Here is a 20,327-nt window from a genome sequence, read left to right on the forward strand (position 1 = left end):
GCCGCTCATCGCGGCCTTTTGCTTTTGCAAAACAAAACACACGATTTTGCATATCAGCTCACGATTTTGCAAAGCATCGGACAAAAGAGCATAATCCGAAGATCCGGCAAATCGCCGATCATGGTGGCGCGGGGTGGAGCAGCCCGGTAGCTCGTCAGGCTCATAACCTGAAGGTCACAGGTTCAAATCCTGTCCCCGCAACCAACCATTCCCTCCCCAAAACAAAAACAGCTTCTCAGATACTCAAGCCAAAATACAAAACACAAACCCGCAAAACAGGCCTATGCGGGGGTGTAAGGGGCTATACTAGCGAAAGAAATAAAGCTCTATCGTCAGTCAAACCGTACCGCGCCGCTATTGGCGCCGCATAAAAGAACGCCAACACGCTCATCTGGCCCTGCAATATACTTCTGCGATAAAAGTGCGGCAAAGGCCGCTGCTCCGCCCGGTTCAGCAACAATGCGAAGCCGTTCCCAAAGCGCGCGTTGAGCGGCGCGAATATCATCGTCCGATACCAGTATCGCATGCTCAATAAAGTTTTGAGCAAACGGAAACATCAATTCTCCGACGCGTCTGGGTGCGAGGGAATCAGCGGCAATACCTTCCGTAGGCGCATCGACAGGTTTTCCCGCATCCAAGGCATCGTGCAAGGTTGGTGAACCTTCCGGCTCGACAGCTACAATTTTGATACGGCCGCGAAACCATGCAGCAATCCCACCAATGAGGCCTCCACCGCCCACAGACACCAGCAGGGTTGTAATATCGGGTAGGTCCGCTTCGATTTCCAGACCAAGCGTTCCCTGACCAAGCAATGTCTCTGGCTGATCAAACGCATGAATTGGCATAGCATTGTGCTCTGCTACGAATTGTTCACTGGCGGCCAGAGCATCGGCGTAACGATCGCCACCTATAATGAGATTCGCACCGTAACCGCGAATACGTTCGGCCTTGGCGGCTGCAGTGACATTGGGAACAAATATGGTTGCGGGAATACCAAGCCGCATGGCGGCATATGCGACGGCAGCACCGTGATTGCCGCCCGAAGCTGCCACGACACCCGCCTGTGGTACAGGGCGACTAAGCAGATTGGTGAAGGCACCCCGCGCCTTGAACGAACCCGAATGCTGCAGAAATTCGAGTTTGAAGTCGATGCTGCGTGGTTGCATTCCGAAGTCGACAAGATTGGCACGCATGACAGGCGTATGCCGGATATGTGGCCGAATAAGGCGCTCGGTATCGACGATGCGTTCGGGGGTAATTTGTGTTGGGCTGGACATGGAGAACTCGCGATGCGGAGATATCAGAATAGAGCGCTCTAACCTGCAAATGCAAGTTCTGTTGATTTTCAGCCGATACCCACATTTCAAATTTTTGACGGCTTGCGTTCAAACGACAACAGCTCTGATCAAAAAAGCATAATTATTTCAAATTATTACCCGTATCGCTGTGAGATTTCTTCAAGCGCGTTGACTCGTCATGCAACTTCTGGTTATCTAAAATAACAAATGAGCGATATTTGCTCAAATGTAGATTTATCGGAAAATTGAGTTCCTGGGGAGGAAAAACATGCTCAGCCGCCGCACCTTTTTGTTCAGATTCGCATTTGCCGGAACCGCTATGTCAGTGATGGCGACACTCGGCATGTCTATGACTGCCGCCAATGCTGAGGGCCTGAAAATCGGATTCAGTCAAGTGACATTGCAGTCGCCTTTTTATGTGCAACTCAAGACTGGAGCGGATGCGGCAGCCAAGGCCGGCGGTGACACACTGGTCTTTCTCGACGCCAATGGTGATGTCAGCAAACAGAACAACGATATTCAGGATTTGATCACTCAAGGTGTGAATGCGCTGATCATCAACCCGGTTAATCCGGACGCAGTTGTGCCATCGCTTGAAGCGGCTGTTGCTGCGGGTATCCCGGTGATCACCGTTGACCGGAGTGTCAATGGTCAGGGTGTTACCGCTCATGTTGGCCGCGACAACAAGAATATGGGCAAGCTGGTGGGTGAAGCCGTTGTTGCACGTCTGAAGGCCGACGGCGTTGAGAAAGCCAAGATCATCGAGATTCAGGGCGACGCAGGCGGTGCGGTGATGATGGACCGGCGTGATGGCTTTCACAGTGCCATTGAAGGTTCCGGCCACACAATCGTTGAAGGCCCCTATGCGGAATATATCCGCGCCAATGCGGTAACGGCCATGCAGGATTTGCTTCAGGCCAATCCAGATGTGAAGGTTGTTTACGCGCATAATGACGATATGGCGCTCGGTGCCTTGCAGGTTCTCAAGGAAAACAATCGCAACGATGTTCTGGTCGCTGGCGTGGACGGACTTTCCGAAGCACTTGGCATTATCGCTGCTGGCGGCAACTATATCGGCTCGGCACTGAACGATCCGAAATATCTCGGCGATGTGACCATACAGGCGGCGCGCGAAGCGGCGGCCAAGAAACCTGTTTCGAAATTCGTTGATGCGGGCACGACATTGGTAACATCCAAAAATGTTGCGGATTTCCCGCGTACTGGACTGTTTGCCGAATATCGCCCGCAAGTTCTCGGTCAGTAAGGCCGGTCTCTCGAGCCTGCGGAGCAGATTTGCTTCGCAGCTCCTCTCATTAATACCCACAGGATCATGTCATGCGTGCAGCAGTTCTCTATGCCCCCGGCGATATACGCCTTGAAAACGTCGCAAAACCACAGATCAAGCCGGGCCATGTGATCGTCCGTGTTGCTTCTGTTGGTGTCTGCGGGTCGGATCTGCCGCGCATGCTGATCAAGGGTGCGCATAAGATGCCACTCATCTGCGGTCATGAGTTTTCGGGCCATATTACTGAGCTTGGGGAAGGGGTTGAGGGTTTTAATCTTGGTGAATTGGTGGCAATTCCGCCGATGTTGCCGTGTTTCAAATGCGACCAGTGCCAGAAGGGGCAGTTTTCGCGTTGCCGCGACTACGATTATTTCGGTTCGCGCCGCGACGGCGCCTATGCGGAATTTGTCTGTGTGCCCGTTTCCAACCTGTTGAAGACACCAAAGGGGATTGATCCGCGTGCGGTTGCGATGACTGATCCTGCATCAATTGCCATTCACGCCATTTGGAAGGCTGGCGGCATTGGTATGGGGCAGCGTGGCGGCGTCATCGGTTGCGGGCCGATTGGGCTGTTTGCCATACAATGGCTCAAACTGATGGGTGCGAGCGAAGTCGTTGCGGTCGATGTGTCGGAAGAAAAACTTGATATGGCGCGCCGCGCGGGCGCGACGCATACATTTCTTTCGGGAGAAGATATCCCAGCAAGCCTCCTTTGCGATACGATTATCGAAGCTGCAGGACATCCCTCCTCGATCAATATGGCGGTGAAAATGGCCGCGCCGAGCGGTCATGTGGTTTTCATTGGCATTCCCGTAGCGGATGTGGCCCTCGACAACAAAACCTTCCAGCATTTCCTTCGGCAGGAAGTCTCGCTGCATGGCTCGTGGAATTCATTCGGCGCGCCTTATCCGGGGCCACAATGGACGGTGACGCTGGAAAAACTGGGTTCCGGCGAACTCGAATGGGAGTTCATGATTACCCATGATCTTGACCTTGCTGAGTTGCCGGGCATGTTCGAAAAATTCCGGACTGACAGGAGCATGTTCTTTTCAAAAGTCATGTTCCGGCCCTGAGACTTTGGGAAGAGGCAGGGTATCGAGGGAGGAATTGGCAGGATGACACTTGTCCTGAACTTTGATCTTGGCACGGGAGGAGTCCGCGCCGGTGTTTACGATGTCGAGCGCAAGACCATGCTCTCGCTGTCGGAGGCAAGGTATTCCACCACATATCCCCACGCCGGTTGGGCCGAACAGCAGCCAGATGAATGGTGGAACGCGCTTTTGACGGCGGGCCGCCAGGCAGTCGAACAATGCGGATCGGGAGAAATAGCGGCAGTTTGTGTTGCGACAACAGCTTCGTCCGTTGTGGTCTGTGACAGGAACAGCACGCCGCTTTATCCCGCTATTTTATGGATGGACTGCCGTGCTGCAAAAGAGGCGCGTGCGACGGAAAAGGTAAAACATCCGGTTATGGCCTATAGCGGTGGCGGCGATGCAGTCGAATGGCTTGTTCCGAAGGCTATGTGGCTGGCCGAACACGAGCCCACTATCTTTGGTCAGGCTGATATCATCTGTGAGGCTCTGGATTTTATCAATTACCGGCTGTGCGGTGAGTGGGTGGGCTCGCGTATGAACGCCGCCTGCAAATGGAATTACGATTCCAAGAATGGCGCTTTCGTTCCCGAGATTTACGAAGCGCTTGGCGTTCCCGAATTGCAGAGCAAGTTGCCACAGAGGATTGTTCCGGTTGGCGATGCGATCGGCTCATTGAAGCCTGAGGTCGCGGCTGCACTTGGCGTCACGTCGTCACCACTGCTCGCTCAAGGGGGCATTGACGCTCATATCGGCGTGCTGGGCGCAGGGACTGTTGCTGCAGGCGGCATGTTGATCATCGGCGGAACATCCGTCGTGCATCTGACCCACCTGAAAGAGCAGGGCAATGTGACCGGCTTCTGGGGACCTTATCCCAATGCGCTTGTCGATGGATTATGGCTCGTCGAGGCTGGTCAGGTTTCCGCCGGTTCCATCCTCAACTGGTTCAGCAGCAAGATTTTCGGGTTGGATGAACAGGGTCATCGTGATCTCATCCGTGAGGCATCGGTCATTTCGAAACAGAATTCGGGATTGCTGACGCTTGATTACTGGATGGGAAATCGTACGCCCTATCGCGACGCGAATCTGCGCGGAGTGATATTAGGTCTCTCGCTTGGTCATACCAGGGCGGACATCTATTCGTCGGCGGTCGATTCCGTCGCGCTTGGCTCTGCCAATGTTGTCGCTGTGCTGGAAGAGCGCGGCGTCGCCGTTGAGCGGATCGTGATGGCTGGCGGCATTTGCAAGAATGCACTGTGGCTACAGGCGACAATCGACGCGATTGGCAGACCTGTTCATGTGGCTGGAGATGACAATCTCTCGCTCATTGGAACAGCTGTCTGCTGCGCCCATGCACTTGGGCTGTTTCCTGATCTCATCACTGCATCGGAAGCCTGTGCTGCACCGACGAGAGAAGTTCACCCTGACCCCGTGCGCAGTCAGCGGTATCGCGATACGATAGCGCTCTATCGGGATACAACCGAAACATTGATGCCGACGCTGCATAGATTGAGCGGCAGGCAATTGGCGGGGGCTGCATCATGAACGACGCTCGGATCAATCCATCTGTCCGGTTACCCTCCGATGAGCAGCGGGAGCATCTGATGGTGCGTGTTGCCAAGCTCTATTATGATCTTGAACGGACCCAGAGCGAGATTGCTACGGAGCTTGGCCTGACACGCTGGCAGGTTGGCCGGCTGCTGATCGAAGCCAAGGAACTGGGCGTTGTCCGCATAGAGATTACGCCGCGGGCCTATCGCAAAACAGAACTTGAGGTACGACTGCAGCAGGAATTCGGTCTGCGCGACGCCATTGTGGTTCCATCAGGTGGAACGACCGATTCAGCTCTTCTTATGGAAAGTGTGGCGCAGGCTGCGGCCAAATATCTGGCAGGTCTCAACCCCAAGGCCGATCTGATCGGTGTTTCCTGGGGGCGTACCATGTCGGCGGTTGCCAAATTTCTGCCAAACAACTGGAATCCCGGCGTGCATGTCGTTCTGGTCAATGGCTCGACGAATCTGCGGTCTACCTCCACACATACAAGTGCCGTTGCCGAGGAATTCGCCAAGGCGGGCAATGGCATCGCAACGCTGCTGCCTGTCCCTGCCATTGTCGGCAAGAAAACCACCCGTGAAGTGCTTGAGGAAGACCCGATCATTGAGCGTGTGCTCAAGCTGGCGATAGAGGCCGATGTGGTCTGTTTCGGTATGGGCGGGATCAACCATGATTCTGTGCTTCTCAGCTCCGGGTATCTTGAAGAAGCAGATATTGACCGGTTGAAAGATGCGGGCGCTGTCGGTGATATTCTTGGTCGCTTCCTCAATAAGGAAGGCAACATTGTCGACCAGACGATTGATGACCGCACGGTTGGGCTGCGGCTTGACTATCTCAGGACCAAGCAGCGTTCGATTGGCGTTGTCGCCGGTGAGGAGAAACTCCAGATCGCGCTTGCTGCTCTGAAAGCGGGTTATGTCTCAGTCATTGTCACCGACGAGGCCACTGCTCATTATGCATTGGAGGCCAGAAGTGACGATTGACGTCCTGACCGTCCAGCAGGTGTCTAAGAAGTTCCTGCCCAACATCGTCGCACTGGAATCGGCCTCGCTGAATGTCCGTGCAGGCGAGGTGCATTGTCTCCTTGGGGCCAATGGCGCCGGAAAATCAACCTTGCTGAAGATTATCGCCGGAGCCTTCCGCCCGACAGATGGCGCGCTGCTACTCGATGGCAAATCGGTTGATCTGCATTCGCCAGCGCAGGCAGCACGGCTTGGCATTTCCATGATCTATCAGGAGCTGGATCTGGTCCCGCAATTGACCGTCGAGCAGAACCTGTTTCTCGGCCATGCGCCCGGCCGCTTTGGGTTGATCAACCATAGGGAACGTCGGGAAAGAGCCGCCGTGGCCCTAAAGCGCGTTGGTGCAAATTTCAAACCGGAAGCCCGGGTTGAAACCCTGTCGGTTGCCAACCAGCAATTAACAGCCATTGCCCGCTCGCTGACTATGGATGCCAAGATTATCATTATGGATGAGCCGTCGGCATCCCTCAACGAAACCGAGCTTGCCAGCGTGTTTGCAGTCATCCGCGAACTGGTCAAACAAGGGGTTGCCATACTCTATGTCAGCCACCGCCTTGGTGAACTGCGCGAAATCGGCGATCGGGTCACGGTGTTGAGGGGTGGCAGGACCATCGAGACATTCGATGTGAAAAATACTGGCGATGGCGCCTTGGTCGAAGCGATCATTGGCAAACAGCGATCCCTGATCGAACGAAAATTGCGCGAACCTGTTACCGGCGACGTAGCGCTGCATGTCAACAGGCTGCGCGGGCCGGCAGGTCTCGATATCAATGACCTCGACGTGCGTTGGGGTGAAGTAATTGGCCTGACCGGCCTTAATGGTTCCGGCCGCACATCATTCCTGAAGTCGCTTTTCGGGGCCAATAGCTTCGAAGGCGAAATCACGCTGGAAGGCAAGCCGTTCCATCCGCGTCATCCGGCCCATGCTATTCGCAGTGGCATCGGTCTTGTTCCGGAAAATCGCAAGACGGAAGGGCTGGTTCTTCATGCGCCTATCTACAAGAATGCAACGTTGCCTTCCATGCGCGAAAGCTGGCTGACACGCCATTCCCATCAGAAACAAAAGACGACGCCGGTTCTCAAAAGTCTTTCGACCAAATATGGACGACCGGAACAGGCTGTCGTGCAGCTTTCGGGTGGCAACCAACAAAAGGTTGTTCTGGCCAAATGGATCATCAATGGCGCGAGGGTCCTGCTTCTGGATGAGCCGAGCCGCGGGCTCGATATCGGCGCTAAGGCCGATCTCTACAACCTCGTTGACAGGCTTGCGGCGGAAGGAGCGGCGGTCATCGTTGCCAGCAGCGAACTCGATGAACTCTACGCCGCCTGCGACACAATCTGGGTATTTCATGAAGGCCGCAACATCGGCAAATACGATCCTTCAATCGTGGACCGTGACACGATATTAAGGGCAACAATTCTGGGTGAAAATCATGTCCAACACTGAAACCGCATTGTCGCCGGCTGATACGCCGTCGCCGGCATTCGGCAAACGCCTTGTCGATCTGGCGATCGAGTATAATTTCATCGTCATCTTTCTGGCAGTCGTCGTTATCGCAGCGTCGCTTTCGAGCAACTTTCTGACCTTCACCAACATCGCCAACCTGTTTCAGCAGGCGGCTGTTGTTGGCGTGGTTGCCATAGGCATGACCTTCGTCATCCTGACCGGCAATATCGATCTGTCTGTCGGCAGCGTTGTCGCGCTTTGCGGTATGCTGGTTGCAGTGCTCATGTCACATGGGTTTGATCCGGTCGTGGCAGTCGCAATAACGGCTCTCGTCGGTACAGCCTGCGGTGCCGGGATGGGTGCAATCAGTGCGCTCGCCCAAGTGCCCAGCTTTATCGTGACCCTTGCGGGGCTCGTCTCGTTTCGAGGTATCACCTACCTCATGACCGATGGTGTACCGGTAAGCGGTCTGCCGCAGGGTTTTGCATCGATCAGCTCGACGATGATCCCACTTTTCCCCGGCTTTTCCCTCTCATCAATGGGACTGATCTTCATCGTTCTTTGCCTTGTTGCCGGACTAGTACTTCGCTTTACCGTTTTTGGCGAATACGTCTTTGCCACAGGTGGCAATCCTGAAGCTGCACGGCTTTCGGGCCTACCGACACGGTTCATGATCACCGCGGTTTTCGCCGTCTCTGGTTTCATGGCGGCACTTGGCGGTATTCTTCTGACATCACGCCTGCGCATCGGTCAGCCGACGGCTGCTCAAGGACTTGAGCTTGACGCTATCGCTGCCGTTGTGCTCGGTGGTACAAGTCTCTTCGGTGGACGCGGCGGCGTGCTCGGTACATTTTTTGCCGTCATGCTGCTGCAGGTTCTCCGCAACATATTCAATCTTCTGGGATTGGGCTCCTTCTACCAGATGACTGTGACCGGTATTATCATCGTTGCAGCCATCTTGCTCAATCGCTTCATCGATCACAGGAAGGGTCGGGGATGAACACGCAACAACCATTGGTCCAAAAGGGCACGGAAATCCAAATGCCACATTCCCACGCGCGTAACACCGGCACGAAACTGCTGCCCGATTGGTTCGAGGATATTGCAGTCAACCGTTCTGCAACGGAACGTCGTGCCGCGACATTGACGACGAGACGGACTGTCAAGAAGGAGTATCAGGCGGCATGGCTGGTCAAGGCGATCACCTGCATTGACCTTACCACCCTTGCCGGTGATGATACCGCTGGCCGTGTCCGCCGTCTGTGTGCCAAGGCAAAGAAACCTGTGCGGGACGATATTCTAGAAGCGCTTGGTCTTGCCGATGCGAATATTACGACCGGTGCTGTCTGTGTCTATCCGACCATGGTTTCCCATGCGGTCAAGGCTCTCGAAGGTTCTGGCATCCCGGTTGCATCCGTTGCGACGGGTTTCCCGGCTGGCTTGACGCCATTGCCGCAGCGGTTGGCCGAAATCCACTATGCCGTAGGTGAAGGTGCCAAGGAGATTGATATCGTCATTACGCGCGAACATGTTCTGACCCAGAACTGGTCGGCGCTTTATGACGAGATTTCCCAAATGCGCGAGGCTTCGGGCGAAGCGCATATGAAAGCCATTCTGGCGACGGGTGATCTGAATACACTGCGCAATGTCTATCGCGCTTCAATGGTTGCGATGCAGGCCGGAGCAGATTTCATCAAGACATCAACCGGCAAGGAAGACGTGAATGCAACGCTTCCCGTCAGCCTGGTGATGCTGCGTGCCTTGCGGGATTATGGTGAGCTTTCCGGTCAGATCGTCGGTTTCAAGCCTGCTGGCGGTATGAAAACTGCCAAGGACGCCATGAACTGGCTGATCCTGATGAAAGAAGAACTGGGACTGCCATGGATGCAGCCGGACCTGTTCCGGCTCGGAGCCAGCTCAATGCTCGGCGATATCGAACGGCAGTTGGAACATTATGTGACGGGTCGCTACTCCGCGTCTTCGCGCCACGCACTCGCTTGAGGAAAACGACTATGGGACAGATCAAGGATATTCTTCGCACGATGGAATATGGCCCGGCACCAGAAAGCAATACCGACGTCCAGAATTGGCTTGATGCCAACAAGAAGGGTTTTGGCCATTTCATCAATGGCAAGTTCACCGGCACTGAGGGACGTGAGACATTTGCCGTTATCAATCCGGCCAATGACGCCGTCCTCGCAAAGGTTGCCCATGGCACAAATGGCGATGTTGACGCGGCGGTGAAAGCGGCGCGTGCAGCGTTCGGCAAATGGTCGAAGCTGTCAGGGCATGAACGCGCTAAATATCTTTACGCGATTGCCCGTCACATCCAGAAGCGTGAGCGCTTCTTCTCCGTGCTGGAGACCATGGATAATGGCAAGCCGATCCGCGAAACCCGCGATATCGATATTCCGCTGGTTGCCCGGCATTTCTATCATCACGCCGGTTGGGCGGAGATGGTCGAGACCGAGTTCGAGGGCTTTTCGCCTGTGGGTGTTTGCGGGCAGGTGATCCCGTGGAATTTTCCGCTGCTGATGCTCGCATGGAAGATTGCTCCGGCGCTTGCTGCCGGTAACACGGTTGTTCTGAAGCCAGCCGAGCTAACGCCATTGACAGCCATCGCCTTTGCCGAGATTTGCCATGAAGTGGGTCTGCCCGCTGGCGTGGTCAACATCGTTCATGGCGATGGCGCGACAGGCGCTGCAATCTGCGGTCATGATGATATAGACAAGGTGGCCTTCACCGGTTCGACCGAAGTCGGTCGCATTATCCGCGAGCAGATTGCCGGTTCTGAAAAGAAGCTATCGCTGGAGCTTGGCGGCAAGTCGCCCTTCATCGTGTTCGAAGATGCCGATATTGATGGCGCTATCGAAGGTGTGGTTGATGCCATCTGGTTCAATCAGGGTGAAGTGTGCTGTGCCGGTTCGCGCATTCTCATTCAGGAAGGCATCGCTGAGCATTTCTATGCGAAGTTGCGCAAGCGCATGGAAACACTGCGGGTTGGTGATCCGCTTGATAAGACCATGGACGTTGGTGCTATCGTCTCCAAGGGACAGTTGAAGCGCATTACATCGCTGGTTGAACAGGGCAAGACCGAGGGCGGCACGCTCTGGCAGGCACCGGTAACGCTGCCGGCCAAGGGTGCATTTTTCGCGCCTGCGTTTTTCACCGACGTGGAGCCTGCATCGACAGTGTGCGAGGTAGAGATTTTCGGTCCCGTCGCTACGACGACGACGTTTCGCACGCCCGACGAAGCCATCGCGCTTGCCAACAATACCAAGTATGGGCTGGCCGCATCAATCTGGTCTGAGAATATCAATCTGGCGCTTGATATGGCGGCGCGGGTCAAGGCGGGTGTTGTCTGGATCAATTCGACCAACCTTCTCGATGCAGGTGCCGGTTTTGGTGGCTATCGTGAAAGCGGTTATGGCCGTGAAGGCGGACGCGAAGGGCTTTATGAATATCTGACTGCCGACTGGGAAAAGCGCTTGCCAATAGGCAAAGCAGAACAGGCATTCAAACCATCGGCCGCGCCTGACGGTGAAGCGAAAGTCGCCCTTGACGGTTCAATTGACCGCACTGTCAAAAACTATGTTGGCGGCAAGCAGGCACGCCCTGATGGTGGCTACAGCTATTCCGTCATCGGCAAGGGTGGTCAGGTCATCGGTCAGGCTGGTATCGGCAACCGCAAGGATATCCGCAATGCCGTGGAAGCAGCTGCCAAGGCTGGTTCATGGGGTGGTGTCACAGCGCATAACCGTGCGCAGGTGCTTTACTATCTCGGCGAAAACCTCAGCGCCCGGCAAACCGAATTCGAGGCATTGCTGGTCGAAAGCACGGGTGTCACGCCGAAAGCTGCGGCTGAAGAGTTCGCAACCGCACTTCGCCGTATCTTCTACTATGCGGCTCAATCCGACAAATATGATGGCGCGGTGCATTCCACCAAGTCCCGTCATGTAACCTTGGCGATGAATGAGCCATGGGGCGTTGTGGGCATTGTCTGCCCGGATGATCAACCGTTGCTGTCATTCATTTCACTGGTTTTGCCAGCGATCGCCATGGGCAATCGTGTCGTTGCCGTACCTTCCACCAAGCATCCGCTTCTGGCTGCCAATCTTTATCAAGTGCTGGATACATCAGATGTACCCGGTGGTGTGGTGAATATTGTCACTGGTGAGCGCGATGTTCTGGCCAAAACACTGGCCGAACACGATGAAGTGGATGCGCTCTGGTATGTCGGCTCGAAGGAAGGCAGCGCGATGGTTGAAAAAGCATCCTGCGGTAATCTGAAAGCCACATGGGTGAACAATGGCCGCCAGCGTGATTGGCTGAATACGCAACAGGGGCAGGGCAAGGACTATCTGCGCCGCGCCATTCAGGTGAAGAACATCTGGGTGCCCTACGGCGAATAACCCAAAAAAGACCGCAGCGGCGCAACCGCTGCGGTCTTTTTGATTTCAATGATTTTAGCTCTTTGGCAGGCCAGGCGGATTGGTAGCAGCCTTGTCGATTGCTTCCGAACCAAGATTCCAGCGATCGAGAACCTGTTTATATTTGCCGTTGGCGATCACTGCGTTGAGTGCAGTGGTGATGCCATCAGCAGCTCCGCTGGCTTTGCGCGTCGTTACGGCAACTTCGGCGGTAATCGGCCAACCGCCACTGACTGTACCAACCAGCTTGGTCTTGCCGCCCACCTTGGCCTTATAGGCCTGCGTAGCATTCACGCTGAACACCACATCGGCGCGCCCGGACTGGATGGCAAGCGTACTGACCGCATCGTCGTCATAATACTGGACTTCGATGGGCTTCAGGCCCTTGGCGACATTTTCCTTGTCCCAGGCCAGCAGGATTTTCTCCTGATTGGTACCTGCGTCCGTGATCACCTTCAGCCCGGCAATGTCCTTTGGCTCTTTAATGGCTTTGATGGTGCTGTCCGCCTTTACGTAATAACCAAGCTCGTCCTTGCGATATGTGGAGAAATCAAACTTCTCCTTGCGCTGTTCGGTAACGGTAACGTTGGAGATCACCGCGTCGAATTTGCCGGATTCAAGCCCAAGCGGCCAGTCGGCCCAGGCGACGGGGACGAGTACCAATTCGCGGCCAAGACTATCGGCCACAAGCTGTGCGAGATCGACGTCAAAGCCGACAACAGTCGTAGCGTCGTTGGCATAGGTGCTGAGTGGCGGGTTGGAAGGATGGAGCCCGATGGTGAGCTTGCCGTCGCTGACGAACTTGAAATCCTTGGAGACCGCTTCGATGGCTTTCTCGTTTTTCTCCGCCCGCACGCGGTCTTTCTGGTCAGGGCTCAGATCGAAGCCGTCGCCTGCTGCGTAGGTAAGGCCGGTCGTTGCGGCAATGAAAGCGCCCGCGACAAAAGATATAAGTTTTAGTCTGTTGATCATGGATAACCCCTTGAGTGTGGTTTGTTGGTTGTTGTTCAGCGCCGTGCCCCCGCACTGATGCGCACGGGCTGATTGCCCCAGCCGATTTCCGGAGCGATTTTGGTGATGAAATCGGAGAGGATCTGCTCATATTCGTGTTGTTTGAATTCGTAGGGCAGTTCGAGCCGCAATTCCCCGACGCGAGCAACGATAGGTTCATTGAACAGTTGTTCCAGAATTTGCTCTGACGTCCCGACGAGGTCTTGCGGAAACAGGGTCCGCCGGTCGCCTTGCGGTTTAAGCGTGCGCTCGTAACGGCTTGCGGCATAATCAGCATATTTTTTACGGGTGGCCGCATCGGCGCTATCCGTGGGAACAATGACACGCCCGAGTGACACACGGCGGAATGCTCCGCCGAGATTCTGGTGATAAGTATCGAGTTGACGCCCCTGCGCTTCAAAGAAATTGTCGGTGTTTTCGCCGGCAGTGACATTACCGATCATCAGATTGAAACCATTCTTGCCAGCCCAGCCGACGGATCGTAGTGAACCGCCGCCATACCAGACACGATTGACCAAACCCTCGGCATGGGGCTGCAGTCGCGGTCGCTGCGGTCCACCGGGCGTTGCAATAAATGTCTCGGGATCAGCAAGGAATTCGCCGCGCAGATTATTGGCAAAACGGATGACGCGCTCATGGGAAAGATCGAAATCCTTCCAGTTGCCGTCAAAAACCAGTGGTCCGAGCAGGTCTGCATGGGCTGGCGTGCCAGCGCTCAACCCAATATTGAGGCGGCCACGCGACAGAACGTCAACGGTCGACAGGTCTTCCGCAAGGCGATACGGGCTTTCGTAGCCAATCTGAATGACCGCTGTGCCCAACTGGATACGGTTGGTTCTCTGTGTTGCCGCTGCAAGGAACACACCCGCTGAGGATATGCCGTGCTCAAGATGCCGCTGCCGCACCCAGCCGCTGTCAAATCCCAGCTTCTCGCCGAATTCCAGCAGACGTAGCGTGTTCTCCAATCCTTCATGCGGATCGTCATCACTGTAATTTCCCGGTGTCAGGAAGCCCACATGATTGATGGAAAGAGAAGTATGCGTCATAGGGAAGACCTTGTTGTTGGCGCTTAAACTGATGGTCGGTCAATCAGATTTTCGGCAAGCCCGGTGGGTTTGTCCGCGATTTGTCGAGGGCTTCGGGGGTAAGCTGCCAGCGCGTGAGTGACTGCGCGTATTTACCGTCTGCAATCAGCTCGTTGATTGCTGCTGTCAGGCTGTCGGCAATGCCGCTTCCCTTGCGGGTGGTGATTGCAACATCTGCGATCAGCGGCCACCCGGCATTCACTGTTCCAACCAGTTTGATCTTGTGATCGATAGCGGCACGATATGCTTGCGGTGCGTTGGGATTGAACTCCGCATCGGCACGGCCAGACTGGATGGCGAGCGCACTCACCGCGTCATCGTCATAATATTGCAGTTCGACGGGCTTCAGACCTTTGGCAACATTCTGCTTGTCCCATTCGAGCAGGATTTTCTCCTGAATAGTGCCGGAACCAGTGATGATCTTCAGCCCCGCAATGTCCTTTGGTTCCTTGATCGAGGTGATCGGACTGTCGGCTTTGACGTAGAAGCCATGCAAGCCGAGGCGATAGGTGGAGAAATCGAATTTCTCTTTGCGCTGCTCGGTTACGCCCACATTGGAAATGACGGCATCGAATTTTCCGGATTGAAGACCAAGCGGCCAGTCGGCCCAGGCGATGGGAACGAGTTCAAGCTTCTTGCCCAGGATATCGGCGATCAACTGCGCAAAGTCAGGATCATAGCCAACGACCGTCTTGGCATCGGTGGCATAGGTGCTGAGCGGCGGATGCGCGACGCTGATACCAACGGTGAATGTGTCATCTCTAACAAATTTGAAGCTTGCCGGGATCGACGCAATCACCTTTTCACTTTTCTCCGCCCGCGGCTTACCGCTTTGATCGGGGCTGAGATCGAAACCTTCAGCGTGAACCATGGCAAGTCCGGACGCCGTGGCGATGAGAACTGCCAGAGTGAAGGAGATGAAAGAGGGACGAAGCAACATATTGTATTTCCTATGTCTGAAGAGATGATGCGGCGGATCAGAGAACCTTGGCTAGAAACTCGCTGGTGCGCGCATTTCTCGGGCGGTTCAGGACCTGTTCCGGCGATCCGGTTTCAATAACCTTGCCGCCGTCCATGAAAATCACCGTGTCGGCCACTTCCCGGGCAAAGCCGATCTCGTGGGTAACGATGATCAACGTGGTGCCAGAGCGGGCGAGTTCCTTGATGACGTCGAGAACTTCACCCACCAATTCGGGGTCAAGCGCCGATGTTGGTTCATCGAACAGCAGGACCTTTGGTCTGAGAGCGAGCGCCCGGGCGATGGCTACGCGCTGCTGCTGGCCACCGGAGAGCTGGCGCGGATAGGCATTAATCTTGTCGCTGAGGCCGACGCGGCCAAGCAGTTCGCGAGCAAGGCTGATGGCGTCGGAGCGGGTGAGACGACCAAGCGAAACTGGAGCCTCAATGATGTTTTCGAGAACCGTCAGATGCGGGAACAGATTAAAACTCTGGAACACCATGCCGATATCGGCACGGCGCTTGAGAATGTCCCTTTCCTTCAACTCATAGAGTGTCCTGCCACTTTTGCGATAACCGACCAGTTCGTTGTCGACGGTGATGAAGCCATCATCAACGCGTTCAAGATGATTGATGGTACGCAGAAGAGTGGATTTGCCCGAGCCGGACGGGCCAAGAATAGCTGTTACGCTGCCCGCTTTGATATCGAGCCGGATATCATCGAGCACCTTGAGCTGGCCAAAGCTCTTGGATACGCCTTGAATTTTTACTGATCCCGGTGCGCGCCATTTGGCGAGAGGTATGCTGCGGTCGCTGGTTTTGGACGCAGCGACGTTCTGCAGGGACGACACGGTCACAGTCTGCGGGCGAGCAAGGATCGGGGCGCCAAAGAGCCTGCGGAACAGTTTGCGGAAAATCGGAGCAGGGGGATTGCGCAGGGCGCCCTTGGAGAAGTGCCGTTCAATATAGTGCTGGGCTACCGACAAGGCAGTCATGATGATCAGGTACCAGACCGTTGCCACCATCAGAAGTGGCACCACTTCAAGGTTGCGTCGATAGATCACCTGAACGGTGTAGAAGAGTTCCGGCAATGCCAGCACATAGACCACGGATGTGCCCTTGGCCAAACCGATGATCTCGTTGAAGCCGGTGGGGAGGATGGTGCGCATGGCCTGTGGCAGGACAATGCGCAATGCCTGCCTGCGCCGGGAAAGACCGAGTGCCGCCGCTGCTTCCAGCTGCCCCTGATCAACAGACAGAATGCCACCACGGATAATCTCGGAGGAGAAGGCCGCCTGATTGAGACTAAGGCCGATGAGGGCAGCGGCAAACGGGCTGAGGATCGAGATCGTTGGATACTCGGCGAAGAGAATATCCGTATAGGGAACACCGATCCGCACGGTTGCGTAGAGGTAGCCGAGATTGTTGAGGATCAGCAACAGAACAATCAGTGGGATCGAGCGCAACAGCCAGATGTAAGCCCACGACAAGCCGGACAGGAGAGGAGATTTCGAAACGCGGGCAAGGGCAAGCACTGTTCCCAGTGCAAAGCCAAGCACGCTGCCCAAAGCTGTCAGCAGCAATGTGCGTGCAAGCCCCGCGAGAACCGGTGCTGAGAAGAACCATTCGGCGAAGACATTCCAACCCCATTTGGGGTTCGTCAGGATAGATTGGAGTGTGACAGCAATGATAAGTGCCGCAACTAATGTTCCGAAGAAACGAGCCGGATATTTCGCCTTCACAATCTTGTAGTGCGTGTAATCCTCGGTCGCGGCGGCGGGGGGCTGCACGGAATGCGCGCCCGAATAGTCTGCTGTAATCGCCATACTTCCAAATTCCCCTGTGCAACACTTCTCTGTCGAGAAATCCCGTGAAAGAAACTTGTACGGGATTGTCTTTTACTCGACTGATTTAGTAGTGTTTAGGCGAAACAGTCAAAGACGGCAGACTGCAAATTCAGGGTGGTTAGAGAAGCTTTGTTGCAAAGAACGGGATGTATTGAGCATGAAATCCCACAGCTGACACAATCATGGCACGCATCAAATTACCCGGCCTGACGCAACAGATCACGGTCTGATGTGGCGGCATCTGTTACTTGTGAAAGCTGCGCAGCCAATGCGCTGATATCCTTTTCGAAGGGCAGATGGCGATAGGTTTCCGGTGCAGCATTGACATCAAAAAGCGCCGTATAACCGGAGCGCAAATACAGTTCTTTTGCCTCCGGTTGGCGAAAGCCAGTAGTCAGGTAAATCCGCGTGTAACCTTGACGTGCAGCCTGCCGTTCCAGTTCGACGACAACCTTGCGCGCCAGCCCCTGCTGGCGAAGATCCGCATGAGTCCAGATGCGTTTAAGTTCAGCGGTATGTTCATCATAACGCTTGAACGCACCGCCGCCGATTGTTTCGCCGTTGCGGATCAGGAGCAGGAAAGCGCCGTGGGGAGGGGCAAACAATTCGGCTGGATAACGGCTTAACTCGTTGCGTGCGGGTTCACCATAATAGTCGCCATAGCGCGTTTCATACTCGACGATCAGCGCTTCAATCAAAGGCTGTGAGCGTTCATCATTCGGGGTGGTGTAAACAAAAACATCAGTCATGATTGTCTCGCGCTTTTGTCGGAGGGGTTTTTGGCAAGATAAGCTTCGGTTAGCGTCACCCAGTAGCGGGCGGCTGAGGGCAAAATCTCGTCGTTGAAATTGTAGAGCGGGCTATGCAGTGGCGCGCTGTCACCATTGCCGATGAAAAGGTAGCTGCCCGGTGTTTCCTGCAGCATGAAGGCAAAGTCCTCGCTGGCGGAAATCGGCCGGAAGTCCTTTTCAATGCGCGCAGCACCGAAATGATCAAGCGCCACTTGCCGGGCAAACTCTGTTTCATCCGGATGATTGACCAGCACCGGATAGCCGCTGGGATAATCCACCTCGGCAACGGCGCCGTAGCTTTCAGCCTGTGCCTTGGCGAGGGTGTTGAGACGGGCCTTGATGGTTTCCCGCACTTCACTGCGGAATGTGCGTACCGTCAGTTCCAACTCGACACTGTCCGGTATGACATTGGGGGCAATGCCTGCATGGATGGTACCAACTGTAATCACCGCCGCATCCAATGGATCGATGTTGCGGGCCACAATGCTTTGCAGCGCCATGATAAAAGACGCGCTCGCAATGACCGGGTCCACAGTCTCCTGCGGCCTTGCGCCATGGCCGCCCTTGCCGATAATACGGACCGTCACCTTGTCCACCGAAGCCATGGCGGGGCCTGTGATGAACCCGAATTGACCTGTGGGAACGCCTGGCCAATTGTGCAGGCCAAATACCGCATCGCAGGGAAAGCGTTTGAACAGGCCATCGCGGACCATCGCGCGCGCGCCGGCACCACCTTCCTCGGCTGGCTGGAAGATGACGTTGAGCGTACCGGAGAAATCGCGTGTTTCTGCAAGATAGCGGGCGCTGGTCAAGAGGATCGACGTATGGCCATCATGACCGCAGGCGTGCATTTTCCCGGACGTACTGCTGGCATAGGGCAGGCCGGTTGCTTCAACGATGGGGAGGGCGTCCATATCGGCGCGAATGCCGAGTTTCCTGGGTCCATTGCCGTTTTGCAAGGTCCCGACAACGCCGGTTTTGCCGACGCCTCGGGTCACCTGATAGCCCCAGTCATTCAACTTGTCTGCGACGAGTTCGCTGGTGCGATGCTCATTGTAGCCAAGCTCGGGGTGCCGGTGCAGATCGTGACGAAGAGCGACCATCTCGTCCAGATAAGTGCCGATCTTTTCCCCGATCCTGTCCGTGTGTTGACCCATCAGAGCGCCGTTTCTTTAATGCGTTGTTTGGCGCTTTGATCCTGTTTGGCATATCGGCTTTCGCGGAAAGGGAGGCCAATATTCTCGCGCAGCGTCGTGCCCGGCAGCACCTTGTTGTGATAGCCGCGTTCTTCCAGCAGAGGCAGGACCTCACGGGTAAAGTCCTCTAGCCCTTCGGTCAGAATCTGAAAGCCAAGAATGAAACCGTCAGCTGCTTCGGTATCGACCCAGTGAATGAGTTCGTCGGCAATCTTCTGCGGTGTGCCGGTGAAGGCGTTGCGCGGCGTTGTTACTTCCAGCGCGACTTCTCTCAAGGTTTGGCCTTTTTCCTTGGCGTTACGCTTGATGCGGTCGGTTGTGGAGCGGAAATTGTTCTTGCCGATGTCACCAAGCTCGGGGAATGGCTCATCCACCGGATAGGCGCTAAAATCATGATGGTCGAAGAATCGTCCGAGATAGGCAAGGGCCTCGTCGACAGTCACGAGATCGCGGATCACACGGTATTTGGCTTCCGCTTCCTCGTCCGTTGCGCCAACGATTGGTGCGATACCGGGAAAGATCAGGACATCACCCGGTTTGCGGCCATGCTCCACGGCGCTCTGTTTGACGCGGCGATAGAAGGTCTGCGCTTCCTCGATCGGCACATGGTTGGTGAACACGCCATCTGCGTGCTTGCCAGCCAGATCAATACCGTCATCGGACGATCCTGCCTGGAAAATAACGGGCTGCCCCTGAGCGGAACGGCTAATGTTGAGGGGCCCTTCCGAGTTGAAGAACCGGCCATGATGGTTCAGGCGATGCAGCTTGGTCTTGTCGAAGAACTGTCCCGTCTCGCGGTTACGGACAAAGGCGTCATCATCCCAGGAATCCCACAGGCCCTTGACCACCTCAAGATGTTCATCGGCGATTTCATAGCGCAATGCATGATCGGGGTGATCGCGGCCATAATTCTTGGCCGAGCCCTCAAGCGGCGACGTCACGGCGTTCCAGCCAGCACGGCCATTGCTGATCTTGTCAATCGAGCCGAACTGCCGGGCAATGGTGAAGGGATCGCTGTAAGAGGTCGAAACTGTACCGACGAGGCCGAGTTTCGACGTAGTCGCGGCCAGTGCAGACAGGATGGCGATTGGTTCGAAGCGGTTGAGAAAATGCGGAATGGACTTTTCGTTGATGTAGAGCCCGTCAGCGACGAAGGCGAAGGCGATACCTGCCTCTTCGGCCTTGCGTGCATTGCGCACGAAGAAGTCGAAATTGACACTGGCATCCACAGGCGAACTCGGGTGTTTCCACGAGTTCATATGGCCACCTGCACCTTGCAGCATCACACCGAACGGAATGGGTCGCTTGGTCAT

The 20,327-nt window shown here is 55.4% G+C and carries 16 protein-coding genes and 1 tRNA gene; 9 read left to right on the forward strand and 8 right to left on the reverse strand.

Annotated elements, in window-relative coordinates:
- Positions 1 to 127 precede the first annotated feature (127 nt).
- Positions 128 to 204 (forward strand) — tRNA-Met (locus FHW17_RS23595).
- A 128-nt stretch (positions 205 to 332) separates the two neighbouring features.
- Here FHW17_RS23595 and FHW17_RS23600 read toward each other — a convergent pair.
- Complete coding sequence (locus FHW17_RS23600) at positions 333 to 1,277, reverse strand: threonine/serine dehydratase (RefSeq protein ID WP_182510942.1); 945 nt, start codon at positions 1,275 to 1,277, stop codon at positions 333 to 335.
- Between the two features lie 289 nt (positions 1,278 to 1,566).
- On the opposite strand from FHW17_RS23600, the gene FHW17_RS23605 reads away from it, so the two are divergent.
- From FHW17_RS23605 to FHW17_RS23640, 8 genes are all read left to right on the forward strand, one after another.
- Positions 1,567 to 2,562: a substrate-binding domain-containing protein gene (locus FHW17_RS23605; RefSeq protein WP_182510943.1), complete on the forward strand. Its 996-nt coding sequence runs from the start codon at positions 1,567 to 1,569 to the stop codon at positions 2,560 to 2,562.
- 71 nt (positions 2,563 to 2,633) lie between these two features.
- Positions 2,634 to 3,656 (forward strand): galactitol-1-phosphate 5-dehydrogenase, encoded by a 1,023-nt coding sequence (locus tag FHW17_RS23610; RefSeq protein WP_112529329.1) that lies wholly within the window; start codon positions 2,634 to 2,636, stop codon positions 3,654 to 3,656.
- A gap of 42 nt (positions 3,657 to 3,698) precedes the next feature.
- Complete coding sequence (locus FHW17_RS23615) at positions 3,699 to 5,219, forward strand: FGGY-family carbohydrate kinase (protein WP_182510944.1); 1,521 nt, start codon at positions 3,699 to 3,701, stop codon at positions 5,217 to 5,219.
- Positions 5,216 to 6,211: a sugar-binding transcriptional regulator gene (locus FHW17_RS23620; RefSeq protein ID WP_112529333.1), complete on the forward strand. Its 996-nt coding sequence runs from the start codon at positions 5,216 to 5,218 to the stop codon at positions 6,209 to 6,211. The genes FHW17_RS23615 and FHW17_RS23620 overlap by 4 nt, the downstream gene beginning before the upstream one ends.
- Positions 6,201 to 7,697, forward strand: coding sequence for a sugar ABC transporter ATP-binding protein (locus tag FHW17_RS23625; protein WP_348643776.1), 1,497 nt, complete (start codon positions 6,201 to 6,203; stop codon positions 7,695 to 7,697). The genes FHW17_RS23620 and FHW17_RS23625 overlap by 11 nt, the downstream gene beginning before the upstream one ends.
- Positions 7,684 to 8,697, forward strand: a complete 1,014-nt coding sequence (locus FHW17_RS23630) for an ABC transporter permease (protein ID WP_112529337.1) — start codon at positions 7,684 to 7,686, stop codon at positions 8,695 to 8,697. Before FHW17_RS23625 ends, FHW17_RS23630 begins: the two co-directional genes overlap by 14 nt.
- Positions 8,698 to 8,738: 41 nt before the next feature.
- Positions 8,739 to 9,698, forward strand: a complete 960-nt coding sequence (gene deoC, locus FHW17_RS23635) for a deoxyribose-phosphate aldolase (RefSeq protein WP_091886748.1) — start codon at positions 8,739 to 8,741, stop codon at positions 9,696 to 9,698.
- Between the two features lie 11 nt (positions 9,699 to 9,709).
- Positions 9,710 to 12,109, forward strand: coding sequence for an aldehyde dehydrogenase family protein (locus FHW17_RS23640; RefSeq protein WP_162700434.1), 2,400 nt, complete (start codon positions 9,710 to 9,712; stop codon positions 12,107 to 12,109).
- 54 nt (positions 12,110 to 12,163) lie between these two features.
- Here FHW17_RS23640 and FHW17_RS23645 read toward each other — a convergent pair whose 3' ends face one another.
- The 7 genes from FHW17_RS23645 to FHW17_RS23675 all read right to left on the reverse strand — a co-directional run bounded on the left by FHW17_RS23645 (position 12,164) and on the right by FHW17_RS23675 (position 20,327).
- The gene (locus FHW17_RS23645; RefSeq protein WP_113097620.1) at positions 12,164 to 13,099 is read right to left on the reverse strand and encodes an ABC transporter substrate-binding protein; all 936 of its coding nucleotides are present in this window, start codon (positions 13,097 to 13,099) and stop codon (positions 12,164 to 12,166) included.
- A gap of 35 nt (positions 13,100 to 13,134) precedes the next feature.
- Complete coding sequence (locus FHW17_RS23650; RefSeq protein WP_182510946.1) at positions 13,135 to 14,184, reverse strand: LLM class flavin-dependent oxidoreductase; 1,050 nt, start codon at positions 14,182 to 14,184, stop codon at positions 13,135 to 13,137.
- Positions 14,185 to 14,227: 43 nt separating this feature from the next.
- Entirely contained in the window at positions 14,228 to 15,094 is an 867-nt protein-coding gene (locus FHW17_RS23655) for an ABC transporter substrate-binding protein (protein WP_246707016.1), read from the reverse strand.
- A gap of 106 nt (positions 15,095 to 15,200) precedes the next feature.
- The gene (locus FHW17_RS23660) at positions 15,201 to 17,006 is read right to left on the reverse strand and encodes an amino acid ABC transporter permease/ATP-binding protein (protein WP_182510948.1); all 1,806 of its coding nucleotides are present in this window, start codon (positions 17,004 to 17,006) and stop codon (positions 15,201 to 15,203) included.
- Between the two features lie 218 nt (positions 17,007 to 17,224).
- Positions 17,225 to 17,776, reverse strand: a complete 552-nt coding sequence (locus FHW17_RS23665) for a GNAT family N-acetyltransferase (RefSeq protein WP_112529347.1) — start codon at positions 17,774 to 17,776, stop codon at positions 17,225 to 17,227.
- Positions 17,773 to 18,975: a M20 aminoacylase family protein gene (locus FHW17_RS23670; RefSeq protein ID WP_113097615.1), complete on the reverse strand. Its 1,203-nt coding sequence runs from the start codon at positions 18,973 to 18,975 to the stop codon at positions 17,773 to 17,775. The genes FHW17_RS23665 and FHW17_RS23670 overlap by 4 nt, the downstream gene beginning before the upstream one ends.
- Positions 18,975 to 20,327 carry an LLM class flavin-dependent oxidoreductase gene (locus FHW17_RS23675; RefSeq protein ID WP_112529351.1) on the reverse strand — a complete coding sequence of 451 codons (1,353 nt, stop codon included), beginning with the start codon at positions 20,325 to 20,327 and terminating at the stop codon, positions 18,975 to 18,977. Before FHW17_RS23675 ends, FHW17_RS23670 begins: the two co-directional genes overlap by 1 nt.

The organism is Phyllobacterium sp. P30BS-XVII, assembly GCF_014138335.1.
Lineage (GTDB): Bacteria > Pseudomonadota > Alphaproteobacteria > Rhizobiales > Rhizobiaceae > Phyllobacterium > Phyllobacterium meliloti.